Origin of the sequence: Shewanella xiamenensis, from assembly GCF_024971755.1 — a bacterium.
GTDB lineage: Bacteria > Pseudomonadota > Gammaproteobacteria > Enterobacterales > Shewanellaceae > Shewanella > Shewanella xiamenensis.
Genome location: NZ_CP079718.1, coordinates 1,714,650 through 1,738,708, shown reverse-complemented (window position 1 = coordinate 1,738,708; position 24,059 = coordinate 1,714,650). Strand labels below are relative to the sequence as shown.

Here is a 24,059-nt window from a genome sequence, read left to right as displayed (position 1 = left end):
TTCCAGGGGCTCTACAAGGATAACACTTTTAACTAAGGAAGTGTTACAACAGCTAACTTTCCGCTGCGACCTTGCACATAGATTTTATCATCCACCACTAATGGCTGGCTGAATAATCCAGAGCTGTCCACTTGGATACGACCGACAATACTGCCTGTGCTACGGTCGATAAAGTGCAGATAACCTTCAAAATCACCCACGACCAAATAGTCTTTATATACCTCTGGTGAAGTGAGTGTGCGATTGACCAACTCAGAGTTGCTCCACAACTCTAAACCGTTACGTCTATCCACTGAATAGATACGACTATGGTCATCAACCAAGAACAAACTTAAACCCGCCGTAGCTAACTCATTGAAGCTTGAGTACTTACGAGTCCAAATAATCCGTCCGGTGCGCAGTTCCATCGACACCAAGTTACCGTTGTAGCTCACCGCATATAAGTTATCGCCGAGGATCAACGGTGTCATATCCACATCGGCCATACGGGTAAACTCATTGCCACCTGTAGGATTATAGATGGCTTGCTCCCATGCAGCTTGACCGTTGTTTTTGACGACAACAGCCACTTTGCCATCGGCGGTACCAATAAAGAAACCACCCGCTTCATAAGCTGCTGAACCCGTTCCCCGGAGCGTCAGGTTAGGCAACTGCATGTTATAAACCCACAGTTTTGCGCCAGTATCAACGTTATAGGCTTCAAATGAACCTGAACTGGTGCTCACCACCACGACGTCGTCAGCCACGGTTGGCTTAGATAACAATTCGCCACCCGCAATAACATGCCATAATACTTGGCCGTCTTCTGCATTCAGCGCAGCCAAAAGGCCACTCTCACCGCCGATAAAGAGCTTATTGCGTGCCGCTGTTACACCAGCGGCCAAACGTGCACCTTTGTTTTTGGCTAAGGCGTTATCACGGAACTCTTCACTAAAATCTTTTTTCCAAACCTGTTCACCCGTTGCTTCATCAAAAGCAACGACTTCACCATAACGGTCGGCCGCAAAAATTTTACCATAACGAACTGCAGGTGTGAGACGAGAATAGTAATCCCCAACACCATCACCTACAGAGGCGCTCCAACTTACTTCAGGAAATACTGTCGCCTGAATCGCAGTTAACTCACTTACCGGTTCTTCTTCCACATCACTAGAAGAACAGGCGGATAACATGGCTAGGCTTAACCCAGCGGCTAGCAGGTTCTTGCACCAAGACTTCATCAAGGGATCCCTTATGCTTGATTTAAGTTATCAAGTTTGATTTTAAGTGCAGGGCTGGTCACAACACCGCCGTTATCCATTGCTGCCTGATAAGCAGTTTTCGCTTTATCGGCTTGGCCTTGACGAACAAAGAAGTCACCTTTCAGTTCTTCACGTTGTGCTAAAAAAGCCTTATCAGTCACTTGTTCTAGCGTGGCTAACGCAGTGTCAACTTGACCTTGTTCAGCCTGAATACGCGCTAAACGCAGCGTTGCAATGGTGTCTAATCCGGCGCCTGGTTTCGCAGCAATCACTTTCTTCAGTGCTTCTTCGGCCTTAGGAAAATCTTTCGCTTCCACCGCGGTTTTCGCAACGATCAGGTCTAGCAGTGATTGATAGCCCTTTTGGTCGTAATTTTTCGAAAACTCAGCCACACCAGCAATCATGGCCGCTTCATCGCTTGATTTGGTGGTTAAGGTTTGGAACGCCTGTGATGCTTCTTCGGCCTTCACGATTTTCATGTCGGAATAAGTGTTCCAACCGTACAGGCCGCCTAAACCAACGACCGCCCCGATAACAATCGAGGTTCCATAGTCTTTCCAGAACTGTTTGATAGCATCAACTTGTTGTTCTTCTGTGCTATAAATTTCCACGCGCACGTCCCCTTATTTGCTAAGTTCAGCTAAAAATGCGCTTAATGCATTTCGAGCGACCCGTTGTTGTTCGTTGTCATTGCGTAAGTATTTTACGGTAACCACACCTTCGGCGAGTTCTTCTTCACCGATGAGTAAGGCTACTTGTGCACCGCTTTTGTCGGCACGCTTAATTTGCTTCTTGAAGTTACCACCACCGCAGTGACTCATCACTCGCAGTGTGGGCAACGCTGAGCGTAACTCCTGCGCCACTTTAATGGCTTCAACCAAACAGCTATCCCCCATCGCCGCGACATACACATCGACAGCCGCTGGGATATCTTGGGTCAGCTCTAAGGTTTCAAGCAGTAAAACGATGCGCTCTAATCCCATCGCAAAACCGACGGCTGGCGTATCTTTACCGCCCAGTTGAGCGACTAAACCATCGTAGCGACCGCCCGCAAGTACTGTGCCTTGAGAGCCTAAGCTATTAGTAACCCATTCAAAAACCGTGCGATTGTAGTAATCCAGACCACGAACTAAGCGCGGGTTAACTCGGTATTGGATGCCAACCGCGTCGAGGAGTTCACGCAATTGTGCAAAATGTTGTGAAGATTCTTCGCCTAAGTAATCCATCAGCGCAGGCGCATCACCTAAAATGCTTTGCACTTGGGGATCTTTTGAGTCCAATACGCGCAGCGGATTGCTGTACATACGGCGCTGGCTATCTTCGTCTAGTTTGTCCTTGTGTTGCTCTAAAAAGGCAATCAAGGCTTCACGGTAAGCGGCGCGCTCGGCAGGATCGCCTAAGGTGTTCAGCTCAAGCGTCACATGCTCGCTAATGCCGAGTTTTTCCCATAGACGGGCAGATAACATCAACACTTCGGCGTCGATATCAGCGCTACCAATACCGTAGACTTCAACACCAAATTGATGGAACTGGCGGTAACGGCCTTTTTGCGGGCGCTCATGGCGGAACATGGGGCCCATGTACCACAAACGTTGTTCTTGGTTATACAGCAGGCCATGCTCATTGCCAGCACGTACAGTCGAAGCGGTACCTTCGGGGCGCAACGTCAGACTATCGCCATTACGGTCTTCGAAGGAATACATTTCTTTTTCAACAATATCAGTCACTTCACCGATAGAGCGTTTAAAAAGATCGGTATTTTCCACTATTGGAGTGCGGATCTCACTATAACCATAAGCAGCAACGCTTGAACGTAGTACCGCTTCCACTTTTTGCCATAGAGGACTTTGAGTTGGCAGAATGTCATTCATTCCGCGAATCGCTTGGATCTGTTTTGCCACTGTATCGACTCGTCCGATTTCGCTAAATTAATAAAAAATGTCAGGCATTATAGGCTGTTCAACACTAAACGTAAAATGACCCCGTCAGTTTCGAGGTCTAGCTCAAGCCTTGAATGTTTTTATAACGCTTAACCTATGAGGTTATTCGGCTGCGGTTGTTACTCAGTAGTGTCTTTCACTTGGATGCGGTTAGCCATTTGGCTCGCCTTAGCGCGAATTTTCGCTTCGAGGGAATCGACTAGGTTATCATTGTCGAAACGCTCTTTTTGACGCTCGCCTTCATCGTAGTAACCACTCTTACGATGTCCACCCGTTAAGCCGATGTGTGACACTAAGGCTTCGCCTGGGCCATTGACCACACAGCCGATGATAGACACATCCATCGCGGTCGTCACATCTTCGAGGCGGCGTTCTAACTCATTTACGGTGCTGATCACATCAAACTCTTGACGTGAGCAAGAAGGGCACGCAATAAAGTTAATGCCACGGCTACGGATACGCAGTGACTTTAGAATATCAAAGCCGACTTTGATTTCTTCAACCGGGTCGGCCGCCAAGGAAATACGCAGCGTATCACCAATGCCCTCGGCAAGCAGCATACCTAAACCGACGGCAGATTTGACCGCCCCCGCACGCGCTCCCCCCGCTTCAGTAATACCTAAATGCAATGGCTGACGAATTTGTTTGGCTAATAAACGATAGGATTCCACCGCTAAGAACACATCGGAGGCTTTTACGCTGACCTTAAATTGGTCGAAGTTCAAACGGTCGAGAATGTCCACATGGCGCATGGCCGACTCGAGCAGGGCTTCTGGCGTAGGTTCTTTGTATTTGTCCATCAGATCTTTCTCTAATGAACCACCATTAACCCCAATACGAATTGGAATGTTTTTATCGCGGGCGCACTCCACCACACTGCGGATACGCTCTTCGTTACCGATATTGCCTGGGTTGATACGCAAACAGTCCACCCCATATTCGGCCACTTTCAGGGCGATACGGTAATCAAAATGGATATCCGCGACTAACGGCACTGACACCGATTGCTTAATCACTTTAAAGGCTTCGGCGGCGTCCATCGTCGGCACTGAGACACGCACAATATCGGCACCCACTTTTTCTAAGGCGCGGATTTGGGCAATGGTCGCCTCAACATCAGTCGTTTTAGTGTTGGTCATTGACTGCACTGCGATCGGTGCACCATCACCAATGGGTACATTGCCCACATAAATGCGGGTTGAAGGACGTCTCTTTATGGGTGTTTCGTTATACATACTCAATACGCTCTTTTCGGTACTCTGCGTTAAGCGTGAGACTTAAGCCTGTGGGATAGTCAAACGCGCAACACGACCCTTAGGAAATTCAGCAAGACTGATGGCTTTACCATCAACCGTAAAACTAGACACAACAGTCGGCGCGCCTAAGATCACTTTAAACGGAGGCACACCACTGGCTTGAATAGTTGCGCCAGCACCTCGGACCCCATCAACAATCGCTTTGCCCTTGGCATCGACGATGTTGATCCAGCAATCACCCGTGAGTTGAATATTGATATTGGATTGTCCAGCAACCACAGGCATGGTTTGCTCACTCGAAGCCGCTGGCGTGACACTGTTCACCGGCGCGCTGGCTGTTGGTACATTTTGAGCCGCTGCGTTTGTTGCAGAAGAATTTTGTGTAGAAAGCGTGTTTTGCGCAGTCACCCCTGCCGTTTGCACCGCACCTGATGCACTTTGGGGGTTATTAGGCTCACTCGCATTGACTGTCGAATTGGCAGACACCTGCCCTGCTTCCATTGCCGCCATATCCCTGATATTCGGGTCAATAGTGCTAGCATCAGTATCTTTTACTGGACCATCGGTCGCCATTGAACCGTTGACCGCGATCTCACTCAAACGTGCACTCGCATCCGTTTCGGTGAGTAAAACATCACCCGGCAAGGTTTGATTCGCCGCGGCTAACTCTTCAGCGGTTGGTTTTGAAATATCGACATGAGTCACTAGCGTCGTTCGTTGCATCCACCAAAGCACAAACAGACCGAGCAACACGATGACAATAAAAAAGCTCAGCCACTTTAATTTAGTGTCACGAGCTTGATAAGTGGTCTTACGGGAAAAACTTTGCATCGCAGGCTGTGTTACATAGGGCACCTGCCTTGCGAGACAGGCTTCGATGAGCGTGTTGTCGACCCCCAGCATACGCGCATAATTTTTAACGTATCCGCGTACGTAGGTTGATGAGGCAATATTAGAAAAATCATCGGCTTCGAGATTTTCAACAATACCAGGCCGCAAATGCAGCTTCACAGCTGTCTCTGCAATGCTCAAGCCCATCTGCTCACGAGCTGTTTTGAGTACGCTTCCGAGCGTTACATTAGGCGTCGACTCAGCTTCTTCTGTTGTCACTGGTTCTACTGACGCGTTCATTTCGTTATCTTTCATTGATGCAAATTAACTCTATATTGCTTGGCTTGAGGCGATGCTGGGAATTTGGCAAGCAATAAAATGCCAAATCGCTTCATGGCAGCATCATCATTCAACGCCTGCTCAATTTTTATTCCGAGCGTTAAACTCTCTGGAGTCTGGGCCGCAACTTGGTGGTAACGCGCTAACTGGTTACGCGCATCAACATAATCACCTTTATCTATCCCAAGCTCAACCAGCTCCAGTAAAGACACCGAGCGTCTCGGGTCATACTTTAACGCCATCTGAAAATACTGTCGTGCCTTTTCTGCTCGTCCCGAGTCTCTGCTGCAAAGACCTAAGTTTTCATAACTGGATGCGGTACGCGTATATTTGGGCATTTCTATTGCAGCCAAAAACATTTTTTCAGCTTTTTCGTATTGCTTTTGTTGGCACAAAAACACCCCAAAGTTATTCATGGAATCGCCAGAGGCGTCCTTAGTATTGATAGCGTCCTGATACGCCTGTTCGGTACGTACTAAATCGCCTACGGTTTGATAGTAATAAGCCATTGCCACATGCACATCTTCGAGCTCTGGCGCATATTCGATTGCTTTATCAAGATTATACTTGGCTTGTTCCGAGTTACCTCGATTAAGGTAGGTTAAACCGAGCTGCATACGCTCCCGCGCAGCGGCAACTTTATCCAGTTTTCGCTCCGACACCGGAATATCAGTCCCTGAATAGGTACGCTCAGTTACGCATCCTGTCACTAATAATGACAGGGCTATTGCTAATGAAAACCCTGACAATCCATGCTTCATGGGCAAGCCTATAAATCTGTGCAAACAAAGAGTTAATTCATTGTGACCGAAATCTGATTTTCTTGCATGCGTTTTTTTGCTAAACGCTTGGTTCGATCGCGAATATCCCCAGCCAGCTGTCCACAGGCGGCATCAATATCGTCACCACGGGTCTTACGCACAATCACGGTTAAGCCATATTCCATTAACACTTTCGAAAAACGGTCGATGCGCGAGTTTGACGAACGGCCATAGGGTGAACCTGGGTATGGGTTAAACGGAATAAGGTTTACCTTACAGGGGGTATCCTTCATTAATTCTGCTAATTCATGGGCTTGTTCGGTACTGTCGTTGATGTGATCGAGCATCACATATTCCACAGTGACACGACCACGGTTAGCGTTAGATTTGGCGATGTAACGGCGGATCCCCGCAAGGAACTCCTGCAGTGGATACTTTTTATTCACCGGAACCAGAATATCGCGCAGCTCATCGTTTGGCGCATGGATACTGACGGCCAATGCGACATCGAGGGCATCACCTAATTTGTCTAATGCTGGAACAACGCCTGAGGTCGATAGCGTTACGCGACGTTTTGACAGACTAAAGCCAAAATCGTCTAGCATGATATCCATTGCAGGGATCACGTTAGCAAGGTTAAGTAAAGGCTCACCCATCCCCATCATCACCACGTTGGTAATGGGGCGCTCACCAGTATCTTTCGCGAATCCTAAGAAATGAGAAACACGCCAAATTTGGCCAACAATTTCAGAGACAGTTAGGTTGCGGTTAAAGCCTTGCTGCGCCGTAGAGCAGAAAGTACATTCGAGGGCACAACCCACTTGAGACGACACACACAAGGTAGCGCGGTCATCTTCAGGAATATAAACAGTTTCGACCTCTTGGCCTTCACCGACATGGATGGCGAACTTAATGGTGCCATCGGCGGATTTTTGATAGCTGGAAATCTCGGGCGCCACAATCTCACAGCGCGCCGCCAGTTTTTGGCGTAACACTTTGTTGATGTTAGTCATCTCTTCGAAGTCACTGACACCGAAATGATAGATCCACTTCATCAGCTGATCGGCACGGAAAGGCTTCTCACCCAGATCGGCAAATAATGCCCGCATCGCTTTACGATCAAGGTCTAATAAATTGATCTTTTTTTCACTCATAGGACTAACCTCAACACCAAAACCTGCAACAGGGCGGCGAATTATACAGACGCAGAAAAATTTTAGCCAGCAACTCCATTCTCCTATGCTAGAATCGCCGAGGGTCAATGTTGGCCTAAATTATGGAGTTGTAATACCACCAATATGTTAACCCTCATCATTATAGTGCTTGTCGCTGTTGCAGTTTCTTTTCTGTGCAGTGTATTCGAAGCAGTGTTGCTCTCGGTTACCCCTAGTTATATCGCTACGCTCGAACAAACTGACAGTGCTGCGGCGACAAGGTTGCGTAAACTGAAAGAGAACATCGAAGCGCCATTGGTGTCTATTTTGACCCTCAATACCGTCGCCCATACCGTAGGTGCCGCCGTTGCTGGTGCGCAAGCCGCTAAGGTCTTTGGGGATGATATGCTCGGCGTTTTCTCCGGAGTGTTAACCTTTATTATTCTGTTCTTCTCAGAGATTATTCCTAAATCTGTCGGAGCCAATCACTGGCGCCGTTTAGCCCCGAGTGTGTCGATTGCCATTACGTGGATGAAGCGTGCTACCCAGCCATTAATTTGGATGTCGCAGCAAGTGACTCGCCTGCTAGGTAAAGGTGAAGAAGGCCAATATATTCGCCAAGAAATGAGCGCGATGGCCAAAATCGGTCAAGAATCCGGTGAGTTAGACGAACAAGAATCCAAGATTTTGACCCAAATGCTTAAGGTGCGTGATGTGCCCGTTACCGCGATTATGACGCCGCGCACCGTGATGTTCTCTTTGCCTATTTCACTGACGCAAAATGAGTTTGTGCAAGAATATCGTGACAAGCCTTTTACCCGTATTCCGGTATACGATCAGGACCACGACGATATTATCGGCTATATCACCCGCACCGATGTGTTGCTGGCTGAGCGTTATACTCCTGACGCGCCAATTGGCGAACTCAAGCGTAGCCTGTTTGTCGTACCCGAAACGGCCAAAATCCTGCCGTTATTTGAGCGGATGATTAAGCGCAACACCCAAATTGCCATGGTGGTTGACGAATACGGCAGTAGCCAAGGTATTGTGACCCAAGAAGATATTATCGAGTCGCTACTGGGATTAGAGATTGTCGATGTGAATGACCCCGCGACCGACATGCAGCAATTGGCGCGTAAACTCTGGACCAAACGCATGAAGCAAAAAGGCATTCGCCTCTCCGATGATGGCGACTTCGAAGCCGCCGCCGACGATGATGAAGCGCGCTCGGGTTAATCTTGATTTAGTCATTGTTAAAGTAAAGGGAGCTTAGCTCCCTTTCTTGTTTTTGATGAGAAGGTTATAATCTCCCGCCGTAAAAGAGGTAAGTTATGACACAGAGATACACTCTCTCACTCGCGCACATCAACGATACCCATTCGAATTTTGAGCCTAGCCGCGTACATTTTTCCCTTAATCTTGGGCTTAAATCCTTAGATATTACCAGCCACAGCGGTGGTTATGCTCGTTTGGGATATCAAATTAGCCAGGCGCGCGTTCAAGCCATCCGAAGCAATACCCCGTTTTTATTTTTGCATGGGGGCGACAGTTTCCAAGGCACACTGTATTTCAGCCATTTTAAGGGTAAAGCCAACGCCCATCTGCTGAATTTACTTGCCCCCGATGCCATGGTAATTGGCAACCACGATATTGACGAAGGTAATGCGCGGCTCGCCGAATTTGCCAAGCAAATCGATTTCCCGCTGCTGGCGGGGAATATGGACTTGAGCCAAGAGGATATCCGCAAGCCGGGTAACCTGCGTACTGTGGCGAATATTCTGGCCTATGATGAAAAAACACAGCTTGCCAGCTACCTAGAAAAGCCCTTCTATGACAAAAAGCTCGCCGTCATCGGCATTACTCTGGATCAGATGAAGGACATTGCCAGACCCGATCCCGATACCCACTTTGTCGATGCGATTGCGACCACGGCGCGAACCGTCTCGCATCTGCATGCCAAAGGCATTAAGCACATTATTGTGCTGAGTCATTTAGGTTTAGATCAGGATAAACGGCTCGCAGAACAAGTCGATGGTATCAGCCTTATCGTTGGTGGCCATACCCATACTCTACAGGGCGACTTTAGCGCCTTGGGGTTAAGCAATCTTCCCTATGGCGAAACCATCAATGGCACGCCAATTGTCCATGCAGGGAAATACGCCGAAACCTTAGGTTTGGCCGAAGTTGAGTTTGATGAAGCTGGCCGCGCGATAAGTTTAAGCGGTGGCAACTACTTTATGCTCGATAAGCAGTTTATGTTGAGTTCGAGTGAGCAAGTGGATGACACCGACTATCAAGCCGTGCGCCAACGCTTTGATGAACATCCCTATATATTGTGGGATGAAGCCGATGAAGATATTCATGGCGTGATCCACGATATCTATCGCCCTGCGATTGCCGAGATGGAAAACAAAGTCTTAGCTCTAGTGCCTAAGAATCTGGTGCACACTAGACTGCCTTCTAAGGCGCTGCCCCATGGCAGTGAAATCGCCCCTTGGGTAAGTCGCAGTATGTTCCAAGAGGCTAAACTTGAAGACCCTCGCATCCACTTTGCCCTGCATAATGCGGGTGGTGTCAGGCAATCGGTCGCCCAAGGTAGACTGACCCTCGCCGATGTGTTGGGCCAATTGCTGCCCTTCGAACTGCCATTAGTCAAATACGAAATCCATGGCCAATTTCTGTATCAGGCGCTGGAGTCGGCGATTAACGCCGCCACCAATAACAGTGTACGCGGCACAGGCGCTGGCAGCTTCCCCTATACCTATGGATTGCGTTATTACTACGATGGCAGACGCCCCTTAGGGGAACGTTTATTCAAGCTAGAAATGATGCAGCAGGATGGCTTATCACTCTGGTATCCAGTGCAACCCGATGCGCTCTATGTGGGGGTATCAACCTCCTATACCGCCGCGGGGAAAGAAGGTTATCACCCACTGTTACAGGCACGCTGGCAAGAGCCGATTGAGACGCTCACCCTACCCCAGGCTTTTATTCGCTTCCTCAATCGGGCGCCCAACCCCAATTTAGCGGATTTGCTCTCCCCCCATGTGCATTACACCAGCCATGTAAAGCGCTCAGTGTAAGCGCCTAGTGTCAGGGATTTATATCAGCGCTGCCACAAAGCCCAGCCCTCTTAATTCATCACAGTACTTAGGGCGTGTTGACGTTTCAGGGTTATTTTTGCAGCAGTTTGGCTGGCGTTTATGCAAGGTAAAGTCCGTGCAGTGTAGTTATTCTACATAAACGGACGATAACGCAGCAGAAACGCCAGCCAAACGCTGCCCGAAGGGTTCGTCTAGCAAGCTCGTTCTCTTTGTCACTCGTCATTTGAGTAGAATAACTACACATCATTCCTCGTTTCGCGAGCACGAGCTTGCCAGAACGAACAAAATTTAATCTCGAAACGTCAACAGGCCCTAGCAATGGTTAAGTACTGTGATTCACTCAATCCAGTAGCCAAACGCACTATCGACATCTCACTAAAACAACCAGTCGCAATGGGGCAAACGCTCGGCAAACCACGCCTGCGCCTTGCCTTGGTTGCCCTTGCGCCACGCCAGAAACACTGGCTGCGCTGGTCTTGGGATCTCAACCTTGCACGCGACCAATGCGCCTGAAGCGAGTTCTTCGCGAATCAAATGCTTGGGAAGATAACCTACACCTAGCCCAAGTTGCTGTGCTTTAATCTTGGTCTGCATGTTCGGCACGCGGATGACTTGGCGACTATCAAATAACCCACTGGAGCGCTGCGCGAGCGCCGTTGAACTGTCGGCCACCACCACGGAGGGAAATTGCAACAGGGCTTCGGTCGGGATTGGATGGTCAAACTGCGCTAAGGGGTGGTGAGGTGCAAGGGCAAAGATGAATTCAAGCATACCGATCTCAACTAAGTGATATTGCCCCTTAGGTAACTCCCCCGTGACCCCAATGGCAATATCTGCGCGGCCCGAATACAGTGCATCCCAACCACCACCCAATGACTCCTCAGTGATATTGATGGTCACCTGTTTACCTAACTCGGTAAATTCAGCAATCAGTTTTAACATTGGTAAATCGGGCACTACAGTGTCTATGGCTAAGGTTAACACCGACTCCCAGCCGGTTTCGAGTTGCCGAACCGCCTCTTCAAGCCTTGCGGTGGCGGCTAAGATCTCCCGCCCTTGGCGTAATACCAGTTGGCCAACTAAGGTCAGCTCGGCGCGCTGCCCCTTACGTTCAAATAATTTTACCCCTAAGTCGCTCTCTAATTTCTGCACTGTATAGGTCAGCGCCGATGGCACTCGGAATAAGGATTCAGCTGCAGCCGAAAAACTGCCTTTCTTATCAATAGCATCTAGCACTATCAATCCATCGAGACTCATCACTGGCAACATAACCGCTCCATATTCAAATTTTTTGAAATATACTTTGAAAATGTTCCGATTTTCTTCCTTAAAGGTCAAGTCTAGACTGTAAACCAATGGAGAGATTGACGCTAAATCTCGACCGACTCCCCCATTAACGACATAGTTAAAAAATTTGAATTAAGGAACATCCCATGAAAGCACTTATCACAAAATTACTGACCTCTGCGCCTAGTTTCGCCCCATTGGCCCTGCGTATTCCTATCGGGATCATCCTCATGGCCCACGGCTCACAAAAACTCTTCGGCTGGTTTGGCGGCTATGGCCTAGAAGGCACAGGACAATGGATGGCCTCCATCGGCTTAACCCCTGGTTACTTAATGGCGCTGATGGCAGGTTCAAGCGAATTCTTTGGTGGCTTGCTGATCATTATCGGTTTACTAACTCGCCCAACGGCACTGGTATTGTCCTTTACTATGGTGGTCGCGATTTTCTCGGTTCACATTGGTAACGGTCTGTTCCTTAGCAATAACGGTTATGAATTTGGTTTAGCCCTGTTAGCCGCTACGGTATCTCTGGCCGTGTCAGGTGCAGGTAAACTGAGTGCCGACAATCTGTTAGCCGCACGCTTAAAATAAGGAGTTAACGATGATCCGTATACGTAAAGCGCAGGACCGTGGGCAGGCAGACTTAGGCTGGTTAAAGAGTCAACATACCTTCTCATTCGCAAGTTACTACGATCCGCGGCATATGGGTGTGTCTTCCCTACGAGTCATTAATGATGACCGAGTCGCGCCGAGCGCGGGGTTTGAAACTCATGGCCATAAAGACATGGAAATCATCAGTTATGTGATTTCAGGCACAATAGCTCATAAGGACAGCTTCGGTAATATTAAGACCTTACCAGCGGGTGAGTTTCAGTTAATGTCCGCCGGTAAAGGGATTTATCACAGCGAGTTTAATGCATCAAACACTGAGCAACTGCACTTTTTGCAGATCTGGATCCAACCAGACACCTTAGGCATTGATGCGGGTTATCAGCAAAAAGCCTTCGAGCAAACCTCGGCGCTCACAGCCGTGGTCACGCCAACGGGTGAAAATGGCACCTTGAAAGTACAGCAGGATGCGACCTTATATCGCCTAATGCTGGCACCGCAAGAGCAAGTGCATATGCCGCAGCTTAAGCCGCAGCGTCAGCTGTATGTGCAACTGGTGGAAGGTACGCTTAAGGTCAATGAACAAATACTCACCCCTGGGGATGGCGCGCATATCACCGCCGAAGAAGTGGTTAGATTTAGCGCCACTGACAGCCCAGTCACAGCACTGGTGTTTGACTTAGCCTGATGATGCTTACTGACCAATAAAAACCGCCAAGGAAACGAGGCGGTTTTTTATTACTCTGTGTATGGTGTATGGCTAAAACAGAATAGTCTCTTCAAGCGCGAACCTATGATAAGGACATGATCAAACTAAAGTTCACTAATACTTGCGCCCTGTCGTTTTGTTTGTCTTCAGCGGTGAGATAGCGACGTAGTTCATTACGGCGAATGCAATTAAAGCCCTGTTTTTCAAAGAAAGGCCGCGCCTGATAGGAGGCTTCAACTGTGAGTCTTTTAAGGTTTAGCCTTTTCGACTCTTCGAGTAGTGCCAAGTATAAATGTGTCGCTACACCAGCACGACCATATTCAGGATGAACAAACAGACAATCAACTTCGCCGACTAAGCAATCAAGCTCTTTATCGGGGCACAACCTTAAACTGATAAAACCAACCAGCTTATCGTCTTCAAGTGCAACCCACGTGGTTGTATCTTCTAACTTGGCCAGCCAGTAGGCATCGCTACGTGCCTCACCTTGATTTTGCGCCCACGCTAAACGTTCTGTCAGCGAATAATATTCCTGTGCGCCCTCCATAACACTGGCGTTAAATACCGCCGCTACCTGCGCCACGTCCGCAGGAGAAAATAAGCGTATCTGCATTGGAGTCCACTCCTATGGGTTAATCATGACCAATGGGCACACAGGCAGTGCATTCCCATTCAGTTACAGTTTTTTAGTCATATAAAAACTCGGCAACACTTGGCCCAGTTTTTGTTGATAGCTGCGTTGCTGTTGGACGAATCCGAGTTTAATAAACAGCCCACGGGAAAGATAAGAAGCATCGGCACTTAATTGGCTGTAACCTTGCTTCCTCGCCCATTGCTCTAACTGTCTGATAGCCAGTTCACCGAGTCCACAGCGCTGCCAATTAGGATGAATATACAAACTATCGATATATCCCCTATGGCGAAAATCCGTTTCAACATTGATAAAACCTGCACAAATCTTAGTTAAGCTCAGCGCATCTGTCACCAAAATAATCCAAGCTTGGGAACGACTTAAACGTAAATGCCAATGTTTACTGGAACGGGGCGAGGGTGACCAGGCATTTAACTGCGCAGTAGTATAACGCTCATGCTGTATTTGATGAACACAGTGATGAAAAAGCTGACTGACCGCACTTGCATAGCAACGCTGATAAGCGACGACTTCAATTTTCTCGTTAGTTTGGTTAGACGTTGGCACGGTATGCTCAAATATCATTGCGAGTATTTGCCGTATTTTGCAGTTATTTATTGAGAAGTGATAGCGTTGACGTTTATTTAAGCCGAACACCGCTGAAAACAAAACCGCCTCGAACAAGGCGAGGCGGTTTAGGAACTCATTGCAACATGAATGTTGCTAAGACATCGATTATTTCTTCTCGATTTGACCAACAAACAACAGCTTGTCGAAGGTGCGGTTTAAGGTTTTGCTGGTGAACTGGTTCATCCACATTTGCTCAACCACAGCTACTTTGTCACCTTTCTTGACTTCAGCTTCTGGGCCAGCGGCCCAAAACGTGTTGTCAGCTTCTTTAATTTGAACATAGGTGTAGCCGCCACCATTCATAGTATCAACCACAGTACCTTCATGAACTACGCCCTGTGCCCAAGCACTTGACATACCTAACGCTAATGTTGCTACAGCAGCTAATTTTACCAATTTTGCCATCATGCCTTTTGTTCCTTGTGTTTTACTAATATGCAGCATTAAAACATGCCATAGGTAATAAATCGCCAATCTCTATCACGAAATACAACACTTATCGCAAAAGTAGGATTTTTATCTCCAGCTAGGGAACTCATTTCAATAGCGGTTTTAACATGCCCTCAAGGCCATTGAGTTTTACCTCATAAATCAGCGCTAACTGCTCCCCTAATTTTCCCTTTGGAAAACCTTGTTGATGAAACCACACAAGATAGGGTTCAGGCAATTCGAGTAAGCGGCGGCCAGCATATTTACCAAAGGGCATGACCTGATTTACGGCATCGATAAGCTGTTGTTGATCCATGACAGTATTAGCTTGAACTCAGACAGAAAACTAGATTGAGGATGCTACCCTAATACCCAATGAATGCCTATGGCTAATACAAGCTGAGAACGACTAAGGGAGGGATAAACTCAGAGCAAACAGCAGGCTTACCCTGAGTTGATACGGCATCAAGCGTAGATTTTACGCAGATTCGGTCCAAGATTCGCACAATGTGAATACTCAAAACCGTACTCAATACAGAGTCGTTGTTCTTCTCCGTGGGCGTTAATGCTCACACAAGTTCCTTGACTCGCATGCTCATCAACAAAAGTCATGACTCGCTCTAACATTATTTTTGCCAGCCCCACATGCCGATACTCAGGTAAAACAATAAAATCCTCAATCGCCAGATGGTTAGCCTTATCACCATATACGCAGGCTGTTGCCACTATCGCGCAGGTATTTTTTGACTGCTCACTCGTTAAGCGAATAGATACCCAATATAAAGGCTGTAACGGATGCCCATCAGCCATCTCAACGCCGATAGAAGGATACCCAGCCGCATCGCGTAGATTCAGCAACTCATGAAATAAAGGAGCAGTTTCAACCAGCTCAAATTCAATAGGCATTGACATTTTAATATCCATTTGGGCATCCCTTCACGAATGGTAGAAAAATCAAGGTGATTAGACGGCATTAATGGGAAAGACTAACTCAACAAGGTGGCAATTTGATGACACTCAAGTTTTATGCAAGACAACTTTCGTTTGAAAAGTAGTCGTGAGAGACCAATATTTTAATAATATTTTTGCATAAAAAATTAAAATAAACGTTCAAAGTAAACTATACCAAGCCTTAATTTCAATATCATTGCCGCAATGGAGAGCAAACACTCATAATCAATTGATGTTAAAAATTCACTAAAAACCTTAATAATCAGATAACTAAAATTCAAAATCGCCTAAGTAATCCCGCTAGCAGAAAGAGTCAAATTAACGGCATATTACATGGTAGCGTCAAATATTAATCACGCGACATTTTATAAAAAAACGTCAAAAATCAGATAATTGACCAACGTTAACACAGGGTTTACATTCGTTTATGACAACAAGGTGCGGTAAAAAAACCATAAGCAACATATTACCGCCCAAGTGATAGCCTAAGCATTGAGGAACTCGTCATGATAGTGTTAGTCGGCGGCGAAAAAGGCGGCAGCGGTAAGAGTTGCCTCGCACAAAATATCGCAGTATTTCTCACCACCGAATGTGGTGCCTCTGTCATCATGGTGGATTGCGATCCACAGCGAACCACATCGGATTGGATCCAAGCCAGAAACAATAATCCGAAACTGGCAAGCATCAACTGCGTACAACTTTATGGCAAGATCCGTAACGATCTTCTGAGCTTAGAACAACACTATGACTTTGTACTCGTTGACTGTGGTGGGCAGGATAATCTTGCATTAAGGGCAACCATGTCAGTTGCATCGCATATATTAATGCCGCTCAGACCCAAACGCCGAGATTTAAAAACCGTGAGTCATATGGATGATATCGTCGCGACTTGTAAGATGATTAACCCTAAATTACACGCGTCTTTCGTTATCACGCAATGCCCCAACCTTCCCAATCAAGCGAATCGTATTTTAGAGGCTAAAGAGGTCTGTAAAACCTACGATATCAATGTATTAGATGCAATTACCTATAGTCGTAATATCTATGATGACAGTGAAGAGTCTGGATTGTCGGTGATGGAGATAGAACCAAAGGGTAAAGCCGCAGCTGAAATCCGTGCTATCGCCTGTGAAATGTTTCAAGTGGACTGCGCAGCCTCGTTAACGGCCTTACTCAAACCAAGCACACCAATAGCCGCGCATCGTGCCGCTATCAATCAACCTCAGCCGAATCATCTGAGAGGACAATATGGGACTCAGCGACCTCAAGAAAAACGCTATGCCATCTAGGGGAGGCGTCCAGCCCCTCTCCCTCGATGAGTTTATTGATGCCGCAACCCTTTATGCTATGGGAGAAAGTCATATTCCAAGCACGGGCAACTCAGTGGCGGCGATGGAGCGAGTGAAAGAATCACCACTTGAAGTCACCTTGGAAACTTCCAATGTGGTGACTTTGCATCGACCACAAACGGCATCAAGACCCCTTGATGCCACGATTGACGACGAACGGCCACATTACCGCAAAGCCACATTTTCACTGAGTGAGGCGGCAATAGCCCATTTAGCAACGCTCTCAGAGGAAAGTGATATTTCTAAATCTAAATTGATCCGTTTTTTAATTGAACAACATTATGCTTTGCCAACCGCATTGAGGCAGATGCGCGAACAGCAAATAAAACAAGCTTAATTGCGCACCATCTCCCACCCTTTACCGATGATCTGAATTAATTAGGTCATCGGACTTTTTTTGTCTAAAAAACCGATAAAAAAATTGAGTCAATTTTTTTACAAATCTATCCTTAATGTACAGCTGAGCTGATTAATGCTATTGATTAGCATCAATAGCCCGAGTATTTAAGGAGTTATTCTTGTTAACACGTTTGTCAATCCTATTATTCGGACTGGGATTAACGCTAGCACCTCCCGCCTTAGCGGAGTTTTCTTTGGATCAAATTCCCCCCTTGCCGAATAAAACGCCAATCACTTTAGTTGCCGAAAAAGGCTTTTGGACTGACTATCTCACCCAGCAAATGCTACCCAAATTCACCGAAAAAACTGGTGTTAAAGTCAATGTGATTAGCACCGAACTTGAAAGCATGTTCGAACTTCAGACCCACGCATTATTAATGGGGGAAGGAAAATACGATCTGCTCACTATGGAGGCTGGCTGGGCAAAAGAATGGGCGGCAAACGGCTATACAGTCCCCCTGTTGGAATTAGCAAAACTCTATGATCCCGATGGTGAAAAAGCGATGGAAAGCTACCTCGAACCCTACTATCCATCATTACTGAATATTTTATCCTACCACGGAGAATTGCACGCAATTCCCTATAATAACTACGTAATGGGAAGTCATTACCGCGCCGATTTATTTGAAAATAAAACCGAACAGTCTCACTTTCAACAACGGTTTGGCTACCCACTCAAACCCGCGACCAACTTTCAAGAATTAGAAGATCAAGCCGTCTTCTTTACGCGAAAAGCGGGTGAACTCCTTGCAGACAAACCATTGACCCATAACTTTTATGGCCTAGCGTTGATGTCGGGTAATAAACCCCATATTAACGATGAGTTTTCCAGCATTATTTGGAGTTTAGGCGGCGTTTGGATGTGGCCTATTTATGATCAACAAAAAAAACTGACTCACTTTGAAGTTCCGAGTGTCAATCAACAGGCAATTACCGCTGGAATAATCTATCGCAAACTAATGCCCTATGCCTATCCTGCTGATGATAAGTTTGCCTTTAATGAAGCCGCGAATGCTATGGCGACGGGACAGGTAGCCATATGGCCCTTTGCCTATAACAACCTTTGGCCAGCCTCTTTTAAAGTTGAAGCCAATATACCTGGTGCTCGACTTGGGGTATCTCAAGTCCCCGGAGGAACTCCTTACAATGGTGCCTATGCCTTTGCGGTGAGCTACGACAGTAAAAATCCACAAGCCGCCTATTGGTTACTCAAATATATGGGCACTTTTGAAGCCCAATATGCCTATGCACTTGGCGGCGGAAATCCATGCCGAATGGATGTCGTTACGGCTCCCGAATTTAAACAAGCTTCAAAAAGGTCTGTTGCTGGTGCATTTGAGGCAAGCCATATTGCTAACTTGTTCTGGTCGACTAAAGTATTGGAAGTAGGACACTTTACCACTACAGCAATGGGGCAGATTTATCCAGAATTAAGCCATGCTTGTTATGCCGCAAGCCAGCATGAAGCCAATAGTACAGATATTTTTATTGAGTTAAGCACCAAAATTAAACATTTGCAGAACACCTACGGGGAAGTCCCTGCAATCGACAAGAAAAACAAATGAACTCAAAACGACTGACCAGTCTTAAACAGAAAATTACGCTAGCCTTCTATATTATTCTCGGCATGGCGTTACTCAATGGCATTATCGCTATCCTATTGTCACAACAATTGAGAACTGAAATTGAGCAACTGGTAAATAGTGATGTCGTAAAAGTCACCACTGCGCTGCAACTAGCGAAAAACAGTGAAAGGTTGCAAATTATCACCACAGAATTAAACCACTATGATACTGAGCAACAACGACTGTCCCTACTTTCAGAGTTAACTAATCAATGGGAGCATTTGTTAAAAGATACAAAAGTATTACTAAGTCTTGAAACCACTCCCAAGATGTATCAAGCCCTAAACACAACGATTGATACTCAGCTTTATTATCAGCAACAACTCCCATTGCTCAATACGCTTACAGACAGTGCTTTACAGGCAAAGTTACAGGCACAAAATATTCAAACAAATTTGGCCGGTATGTCATCAGCATTTTCTGATGAAATGCAGACTCAACTGAATCAGACCCATGAACGATTCGCTCTATTAGTTAACCATAAAGATCTCAGTGGAATTACCAACAATCAGATAGAACATCAAGCAATTTCGGAGTACCAGCACCAAGGTGAGCACCTGTTTGTGTTATTAGATGAAGTAAAAAATACCCCAAATATAGCGACGTTAAATCACCTTCAACGGGAAGCGATGCGACGACTTATTCAAATGGAAAATATCGTCGCGTCTATGCATTCGAGTAATACAATTTATCTCAACTGGTTATCGCAAATAAAACAAAACATGGTTGGCAATGACAACCTATTTGAGCTATCCCGTAATGCCTTAAAAAGTACTCAAATAGCCAATGCTCATTTTGACTATCAAGCCAGTGCAGCGAGGCAAATAGCAACCTTCACCCAAGAGTTAGTCAACCATGTTGAAGAAGAAATTCAGATCGCAGGCACCGATCTCAAGAGTGATAGTACCTCGTTTGTCATCCTCATCTTTTGTGGAGGTATTCTTTATTGCTTTTTTATCTGGCTCACCAGTTGGCACTTTATTGCTAAAGGTATTATTAAACCCGTGATTGAGACTCGTGATGCAATGAATGCCATCGCCAATGAAAAACTCGATACCCAAATGCCGATTACCGATAACCTTGAACTACAACAAATGGTGAGTTCACTTGAAACCCTAAAAACCTACGCAGCTCAAGTTAAAGCGATGGCAGAAACCGATGGACTCACTGGATGCTATAATCGCCGCTATTTAGATAGCCAAATACTAAAAGAATTGAGTTACGCCAACGATCATAATATGCCATTGAGTATTGTGATGTTCGATTTAGATCACTTTAAGGAATTTAATGATCAATATGGCCATGTGGTCGGTGATCAATGCTTAAAACAGATCGTCGAGGCCACCAAAGCAATTCTACAACGTCCCACAGATATTCTAGCTCGCTATGGTGGTGAAGAATTTATGTTACTCTTGCCCTCAAGCCATATTGAAGATGCTTACAAAATTGCCGAACATCTGCGCGAAACCATTATAGACTTGCATATTCCCCATCAAGGCTCATCAAACATAGGGATTGTCACCATTAGCTTAGGAATTGCCTGCTGGCAACCTCCGCAATTACTCGATGCAAACAAGCTGATAAGCCATGTTGATGAGGCGCTCTATCGTGCCAAACTAGCAGGGCGAAATCGCACAGAAGTCTTCATTGGCGCTCACTAACACCACTCGTACCGCATTAAGCCGCTCACTGAAAGCGTTTTATTTTTAACCAAAGGATTGAGTTCAGTACGCTCAATCCCCATTAGCTAATATAACTGACACCAATAACACACTGAGGGACTATGCTCGCCAGTTTAACGATTCTAATATTTGGCCTCAGTGCGATTGCTTGGTTGGCCTCCAGTCGTTGGCGCAAAAACCTCCATCGTAAACAAGTGATGGCAAGCCCCTTTCCAAAGACTTGGCGAGCAATACTAAAAAGAAGACTTCCATTTTTTCATGCATTACCTGCAGATCTTCAATTGCAACTTAAACGTCATATTCAGGTATTTTTAGATGAAAAGCATTTTGTTGGCTGCGATGGTTTACTCATAACCGATGAAATTCGAGTCACTATTGCTGCCCAAGCATGCCTACTGCTACTTAATCGCAAGACCGATTTCTACCCTAAACTAAGACAAATTTTGGTCTACCCCGATGCATTTATAGTCGACAGCCAACGACAAGATCCATCAGGCTTAATCAGGGAGCAACGTAACGTACTCGCTGGAGAATCATGGGAGCAGGGACAAGTAATACTTTCATGGAAAAATACGCTTGAAGGCGCTGCCAATCCACACGATGGCAACAATGTTGTCATCCATGAGTTTGCCCATCAATTAGATCAAGAGGATGGCCACGCCAATGGCGCCCCAATTTTAGCTCGTGGCCAAGATTATCTGTCTTGGTCAAGCGTATTTAATCAAGCATTTAATGAACTAGTTGAAGATACTGCCGTCGGTAAACCAGCCCTATTTAATGGCTATGGGGCTACCAACCCAGCAGAATTTTTTGCCGTAGCGACCGAAGTTTTTTTTGAAAAACCAGCAGAACTCAACCAAGAACATCCAGCACTTTACCGAGAATTAAGTCATTTCTATCAAGTTGATCCGCTCAATTGGCACTGATGTCATTACAAAGTAATAAACACAAGGAATACCCTATGACAATAATAGCTAAATACAAACATCTTTCAGCCACTTCGCATAATGCCACTCGGCAAAATTCAAGTCGATTCTGTACCACTATGTTCATTCTTGTTGTGGTCGCGTTACTCTTCAGCTCTAACAACCATGCTAATGATAATAATGCCATCACACCAGCAACAAGCGGCATATCAGCCCCATCAGCCGATGAACAAGCCGCAGCTCAAGTACTTGATCAATTGAATCAATATTCCAGTAGTGCCGATTGGGATAAATATTTTTCACTGTATCGTCAGGATGGGATTTTTATCGGAACGGATGCAAATGAACGTTGGGGAATGGCAGAATTTGAACACTATTCCCGTCCCACAAAAGGCTGGCGCTACGATTTAACTTCGCGCCATTTAGTGCAGCATGGTGATGTAATTCTGTTCGACGAGCTGCTCAATAGTCCGAGTTATGGCGTGAGTCGTGGTACAGGAACATTAATCAAAACTAATGGAGAATGGAAAATAGCTCAATATCATTTAAGTTTTCCCATCCCCAATGGTATAGCGAAAAAAATCACTGCTGAAATTAAAAAAGCACAGTAAATCGTTATTTTAAGGACACGGTAAAACACACATTTGCCAGCTGCGAGAAGTGGATAAAAGCTTGAAAATCCACTTCTGTAAAACACCTCTCAGATGGTCCTCTATCTGCATAATAAAAGCCGATCACTTTATTATCCACCAACAAGGGCGCCACTAAAAAACCCGACTCTGGCAATTGCACTTTTAACTCACGACATTGTTCTTGCCATTTTTTTGCACTCAGATTATCAACCCAAAGTGACTCCTTATGCTCCATCGCCATTGGAAATAACCCCTTCTTATCCCCAAGTTCGATAATAAATAATCGCTTCATTTCCTCTGCATCTCTGCCAAGCATAATTCTTGGCTGTAGCTGTTTACGGCTAGGAGACAACAGCAACACACCACAACGATCAACTCCAACCCCCTCTAAAATACCCTCAAGTACGGTTTGCATGATTTGATTAAAATCGGCTTTATTGATTGCAAAAGCTGTAAGCTCACGCAGTTTAGCTAATTGGATATTTAAATTGGCGGCAAAAATCGGTAGTTCTACTTCTGGCAAACGAGACTCAAGCTTATCGAGCCTCTTGGGATCAGGTAGATAGTCAATCAACACTTTAGCACCATAGGCTTCAGCTAATTTATGGGTCGCCTTGGTACAACGCTGCATTCTTAAGGTAAATTCACTCTCATCCAGCCCGGTAAAGTTGGCCGCTTGAGTTATAAATTTCTCAAGATCGATCTGATCTGGTATCGCCACTGAGAGCGTTTCGCAAAGTTTATCCGCTAAAAATATGCAGCGTATTTCAGGACGAGAGTCATCGGGATTATTTACCGCTTGGATCAATAATTCCCCCAATCCCCAATGGCGAGCAATACTCTGGGTTAGTTGTGAAAAAGAGGTACCTAATGATTCACGAATAAGAGTTCGCTCTTCTGCTGGAGTTTCACATTTCGTTAATTGGCTATCGAGGGTTTCGGTAAATTCTCCCCCGATACTCCAAAACGCACTCTCACCAATATGAAAAAGCAAACAGGCTATAAAGGCCTCCTCTTGAATATCATCATCATAATGACTCAGCATCATCCGAGTTAACATGGCAGCTTGAAATGCCTTAGCCATTAATTTGATTAATCTTTGATATACTGAAGGCGAGAGGTTTTTACTTTCTAACAAGCTAGATAATAATTGTGCAGTGATACAAATATTACGAACTGCATCAAAACCAAGCACAATAGCGGCTCGGCTTACAGTAGAAATTTGCGTACTGCCCTTATGGTAAATAGCACTATTTGCGACCCGTAAAATACGTGATGTGAGGGCGTTATCATGCATCACGCTACGCCCTAATAAGGCAAGTGAAGAAACGTCATCCTTGGCAAGCTTTTCTAACGTTTGGACGGTGGAACAAAGCGCTGGCATTTCCAACTCACTTATCCGTTTTGTCCAATAATCAACCCCTTTATTAGTATTATTAGGTTTCAACCTAGCTTTCCCTTGATGGTTTAATGTTATTGTTTTTAGTATAGATAGGCTTAAAAAATTCGCCTTGCATCTGGTTCACAATTCAACGATTGATTTTTAAATCCGCAATAGGCTGAACTGAAAACAAA

Annotated in this window: 24 protein-coding genes; 10 read left to right on the top strand and 14 right to left on the bottom strand. The window is 45.8% G+C overall.

Features of this window, described 5'->3' with window-relative positions:
* Positions 1-32 precede the first annotated feature (32 nt).
* The 7 genes from bamB to rlmN form a co-directional block, all read right to left on the bottom strand.
* Positions 33-1,220: an outer membrane protein assembly factor BamB gene (gene bamB / locus KXJ80_RS08820; RefSeq protein WP_037424915.1), complete on the bottom strand. Its 1,188-nt coding sequence runs from the start codon at positions 1,218-1,220 to the stop codon at positions 33-35.
* Between the two features lie 11 nt (positions 1,221-1,231).
* The gene (locus tag KXJ80_RS08815; protein WP_140907526.1) at positions 1,232-1,852 is read right to left on the bottom strand and encodes a tetratricopeptide repeat protein; all 621 of its coding nucleotides are present in this window, start codon (positions 1,850-1,852) and stop codon (positions 1,232-1,234) included.
* 12 nt (positions 1,853-1,864) lie between these two features.
* Positions 1,865-3,142 carry a histidine--tRNA ligase gene (hisS, locus tag KXJ80_RS08810; protein ID WP_259474654.1) on the bottom strand — a complete coding sequence of 426 codons (1,278 nt, stop codon included), beginning with the start codon at positions 3,140-3,142 and terminating at the stop codon, positions 1,865-1,867.
* Between the two features lie 158 nt (positions 3,143-3,300).
* On the bottom strand, positions 3,301-4,416 hold the full coding sequence (gene ispG, locus KXJ80_RS08805; protein WP_037420691.1) for a flavodoxin-dependent (E)-4-hydroxy-3-methylbut-2-enyl-diphosphate synthase: 1,116 nt from the start codon (positions 4,414-4,416) through the stop codon (positions 3,301-3,303).
* A gap of 42 nt (positions 4,417-4,458) precedes the next feature.
* Positions 4,459-5,583 carry a RodZ domain-containing protein gene (locus tag KXJ80_RS08800; protein WP_218737157.1) on the bottom strand — a complete coding sequence of 375 codons (1,125 nt, stop codon included), beginning with the start codon at positions 5,581-5,583 and terminating at the stop codon, positions 4,459-4,461.
* On the bottom strand, positions 5,580-6,368 hold the full coding sequence (gene pilW, locus KXJ80_RS08795) for a type IV pilus biogenesis/stability protein PilW (RefSeq protein ID WP_218737158.1): 789 nt from the start codon (positions 6,366-6,368) through the stop codon (positions 5,580-5,582). The genes KXJ80_RS08800 and pilW overlap by 4 nt, the downstream gene beginning before the upstream one ends.
* A gap of 32 nt (positions 6,369-6,400) precedes the next feature.
* Positions 6,401-7,522, bottom strand: a complete 1,122-nt coding sequence (gene rlmN, locus KXJ80_RS08790; protein ID WP_047534067.1) for a dual-specificity RNA methyltransferase RlmN — start codon at positions 7,520-7,522, stop codon at positions 6,401-6,403.
* Between the two features lie 144 nt (positions 7,523-7,666).
* Here rlmN and KXJ80_RS08785 point away from each other — a divergent pair, with 144 nt between their 5' ends.
* Positions 7,667-8,758, top strand: a complete 1,092-nt coding sequence (locus tag KXJ80_RS08785) for a CNNM domain-containing protein (protein WP_037424927.1) — start codon at positions 7,667-7,669, stop codon at positions 8,756-8,758.
* Between the two features lie 95 nt (positions 8,759-8,853).
* On the top strand, positions 8,854-10,605 hold the full coding sequence (locus tag KXJ80_RS08780) for a bifunctional metallophosphatase/5'-nucleotidase (protein ID WP_109277536.1): 1,752 nt from the start codon (positions 8,854-8,856) through the stop codon (positions 10,603-10,605).
* Between the two features lie 396 nt (positions 10,606-11,001).
* On the opposite strand, the gene KXJ80_RS08775 is transcribed toward KXJ80_RS08780, so the two are convergent.
* A complete protein-coding gene (locus KXJ80_RS08775; protein ID WP_172589085.1) occupies positions 11,002-11,895 on the bottom strand; it encodes a LysR family transcriptional regulator in 894 nt (297 codons plus the stop codon).
* Positions 11,896-12,059: 164 nt separating this feature from the next.
* On the opposite strand from KXJ80_RS08775, the gene KXJ80_RS08770 reads away from it, so the two are divergent.
* Both KXJ80_RS08770 and KXJ80_RS08765 read left to right on the top strand, forming a co-directional pair.
* On the top strand, positions 12,060-12,503 hold the full coding sequence (locus tag KXJ80_RS08770) for a DoxX family protein (protein WP_011716306.1): 444 nt from the start codon (positions 12,060-12,062) through the stop codon (positions 12,501-12,503).
* A 10-nt stretch (positions 12,504-12,513) separates the two neighbouring features.
* Positions 12,514-13,209, top strand: a complete 696-nt coding sequence (locus KXJ80_RS08765; RefSeq protein ID WP_218737159.1) for a pirin family protein — start codon at positions 12,514-12,516, stop codon at positions 13,207-13,209.
* A gap of 103 nt (positions 13,210-13,312) precedes the next feature.
* Here the strand turns inward: KXJ80_RS08765 and KXJ80_RS08760 are convergent, their stop codons facing one another.
* From KXJ80_RS08760 to KXJ80_RS08740, 5 genes are all read right to left on the bottom strand, one after another.
* Positions 13,313-13,843, bottom strand: a complete 531-nt coding sequence (locus KXJ80_RS08760; RefSeq protein WP_037420716.1) for a GNAT family N-acetyltransferase — start codon at positions 13,841-13,843, stop codon at positions 13,313-13,315.
* Between the two features lie 63 nt (positions 13,844-13,906).
* A complete protein-coding gene (locus KXJ80_RS08755) occupies positions 13,907-14,446 on the bottom strand; it encodes a GNAT family N-acetyltransferase (protein ID WP_055648339.1) in 540 nt (179 codons plus the stop codon).
* 150 nt (positions 14,447-14,596) lie between these two features.
* The gene (locus tag KXJ80_RS08750) at positions 14,597-14,899 is read right to left on the bottom strand and encodes a hypothetical protein (protein WP_011622005.1); all 303 of its coding nucleotides are present in this window, start codon (positions 14,897-14,899) and stop codon (positions 14,597-14,599) included.
* 127 nt (positions 14,900-15,026) lie between these two features.
* A complete protein-coding gene (locus KXJ80_RS08745; protein WP_011622004.1) occupies positions 15,027-15,236 on the bottom strand; it encodes a DUF3820 family protein in 210 nt (69 codons plus the stop codon).
* A gap of 149 nt (positions 15,237-15,385) precedes the next feature.
* Positions 15,386-15,844, bottom strand: a complete 459-nt coding sequence (locus KXJ80_RS08740) for a GNAT family N-acetyltransferase (RefSeq protein ID WP_218737160.1) — start codon at positions 15,842-15,844, stop codon at positions 15,386-15,388.
* Between the two features lie 533 nt (positions 15,845-16,377).
* On the opposite strand from KXJ80_RS08740, the gene KXJ80_RS08735 reads away from it, so the two are divergent.
* From KXJ80_RS08735 to KXJ80_RS08710, 6 genes are all read left to right on the top strand, one after another.
* Positions 16,378-17,160, top strand: coding sequence for an AAA family ATPase (locus tag KXJ80_RS08735; protein ID WP_037420721.1), 783 nt, complete (start codon positions 16,378-16,380; stop codon positions 17,158-17,160).
* Positions 17,120-17,557: a CopG family transcriptional regulator gene (locus tag KXJ80_RS08730; protein ID WP_172589088.1), complete on the top strand. Its 438-nt coding sequence runs from the start codon at positions 17,120-17,122 to the stop codon at positions 17,555-17,557. Before KXJ80_RS08735 ends, KXJ80_RS08730 begins: the two co-directional genes overlap by 41 nt.
* 181 nt (positions 17,558-17,738) lie before the next feature.
* Positions 17,739-19,184 carry an ABC transporter substrate-binding protein gene (locus tag KXJ80_RS08725; protein ID WP_088586910.1) on the top strand — a complete coding sequence of 482 codons (1,446 nt, stop codon included), beginning with the start codon at positions 17,739-17,741 and terminating at the stop codon, positions 19,182-19,184.
* Positions 19,181-20,905: a GGDEF domain-containing protein gene (locus KXJ80_RS08720; RefSeq protein WP_218737161.1), complete on the top strand. Its 1,725-nt coding sequence runs from the start codon at positions 19,181-19,183 to the stop codon at positions 20,903-20,905. The genes KXJ80_RS08725 and KXJ80_RS08720 overlap by 4 nt, the downstream gene beginning before the upstream one ends.
* Before the next feature lie 122 nt (positions 20,906-21,027).
* A complete protein-coding gene (locus KXJ80_RS08715; protein WP_037420729.1) occupies positions 21,028-21,852 on the top strand; it encodes a M90 family metallopeptidase in 825 nt (274 codons plus the stop codon).
* A 119-nt stretch (positions 21,853-21,971) separates the two neighbouring features.
* Complete coding sequence (locus KXJ80_RS08710) at positions 21,972-22,463, top strand: nuclear transport factor 2 family protein (protein ID WP_370687113.1); 492 nt, start codon at positions 21,972-21,974, stop codon at positions 22,461-22,463.
* Between the two features lie 4 nt (positions 22,464-22,467).
* Here the strand turns inward: KXJ80_RS08710 and KXJ80_RS08705 are convergent, their stop codons facing one another.
* Complete coding sequence (locus KXJ80_RS08705) at positions 22,468-23,931, bottom strand: HDOD domain-containing protein (protein WP_218737163.1); 1,464 nt, start codon at positions 23,929-23,931, stop codon at positions 22,468-22,470.
* Positions 23,932-24,059: the final 128 nt, after the last annotated feature.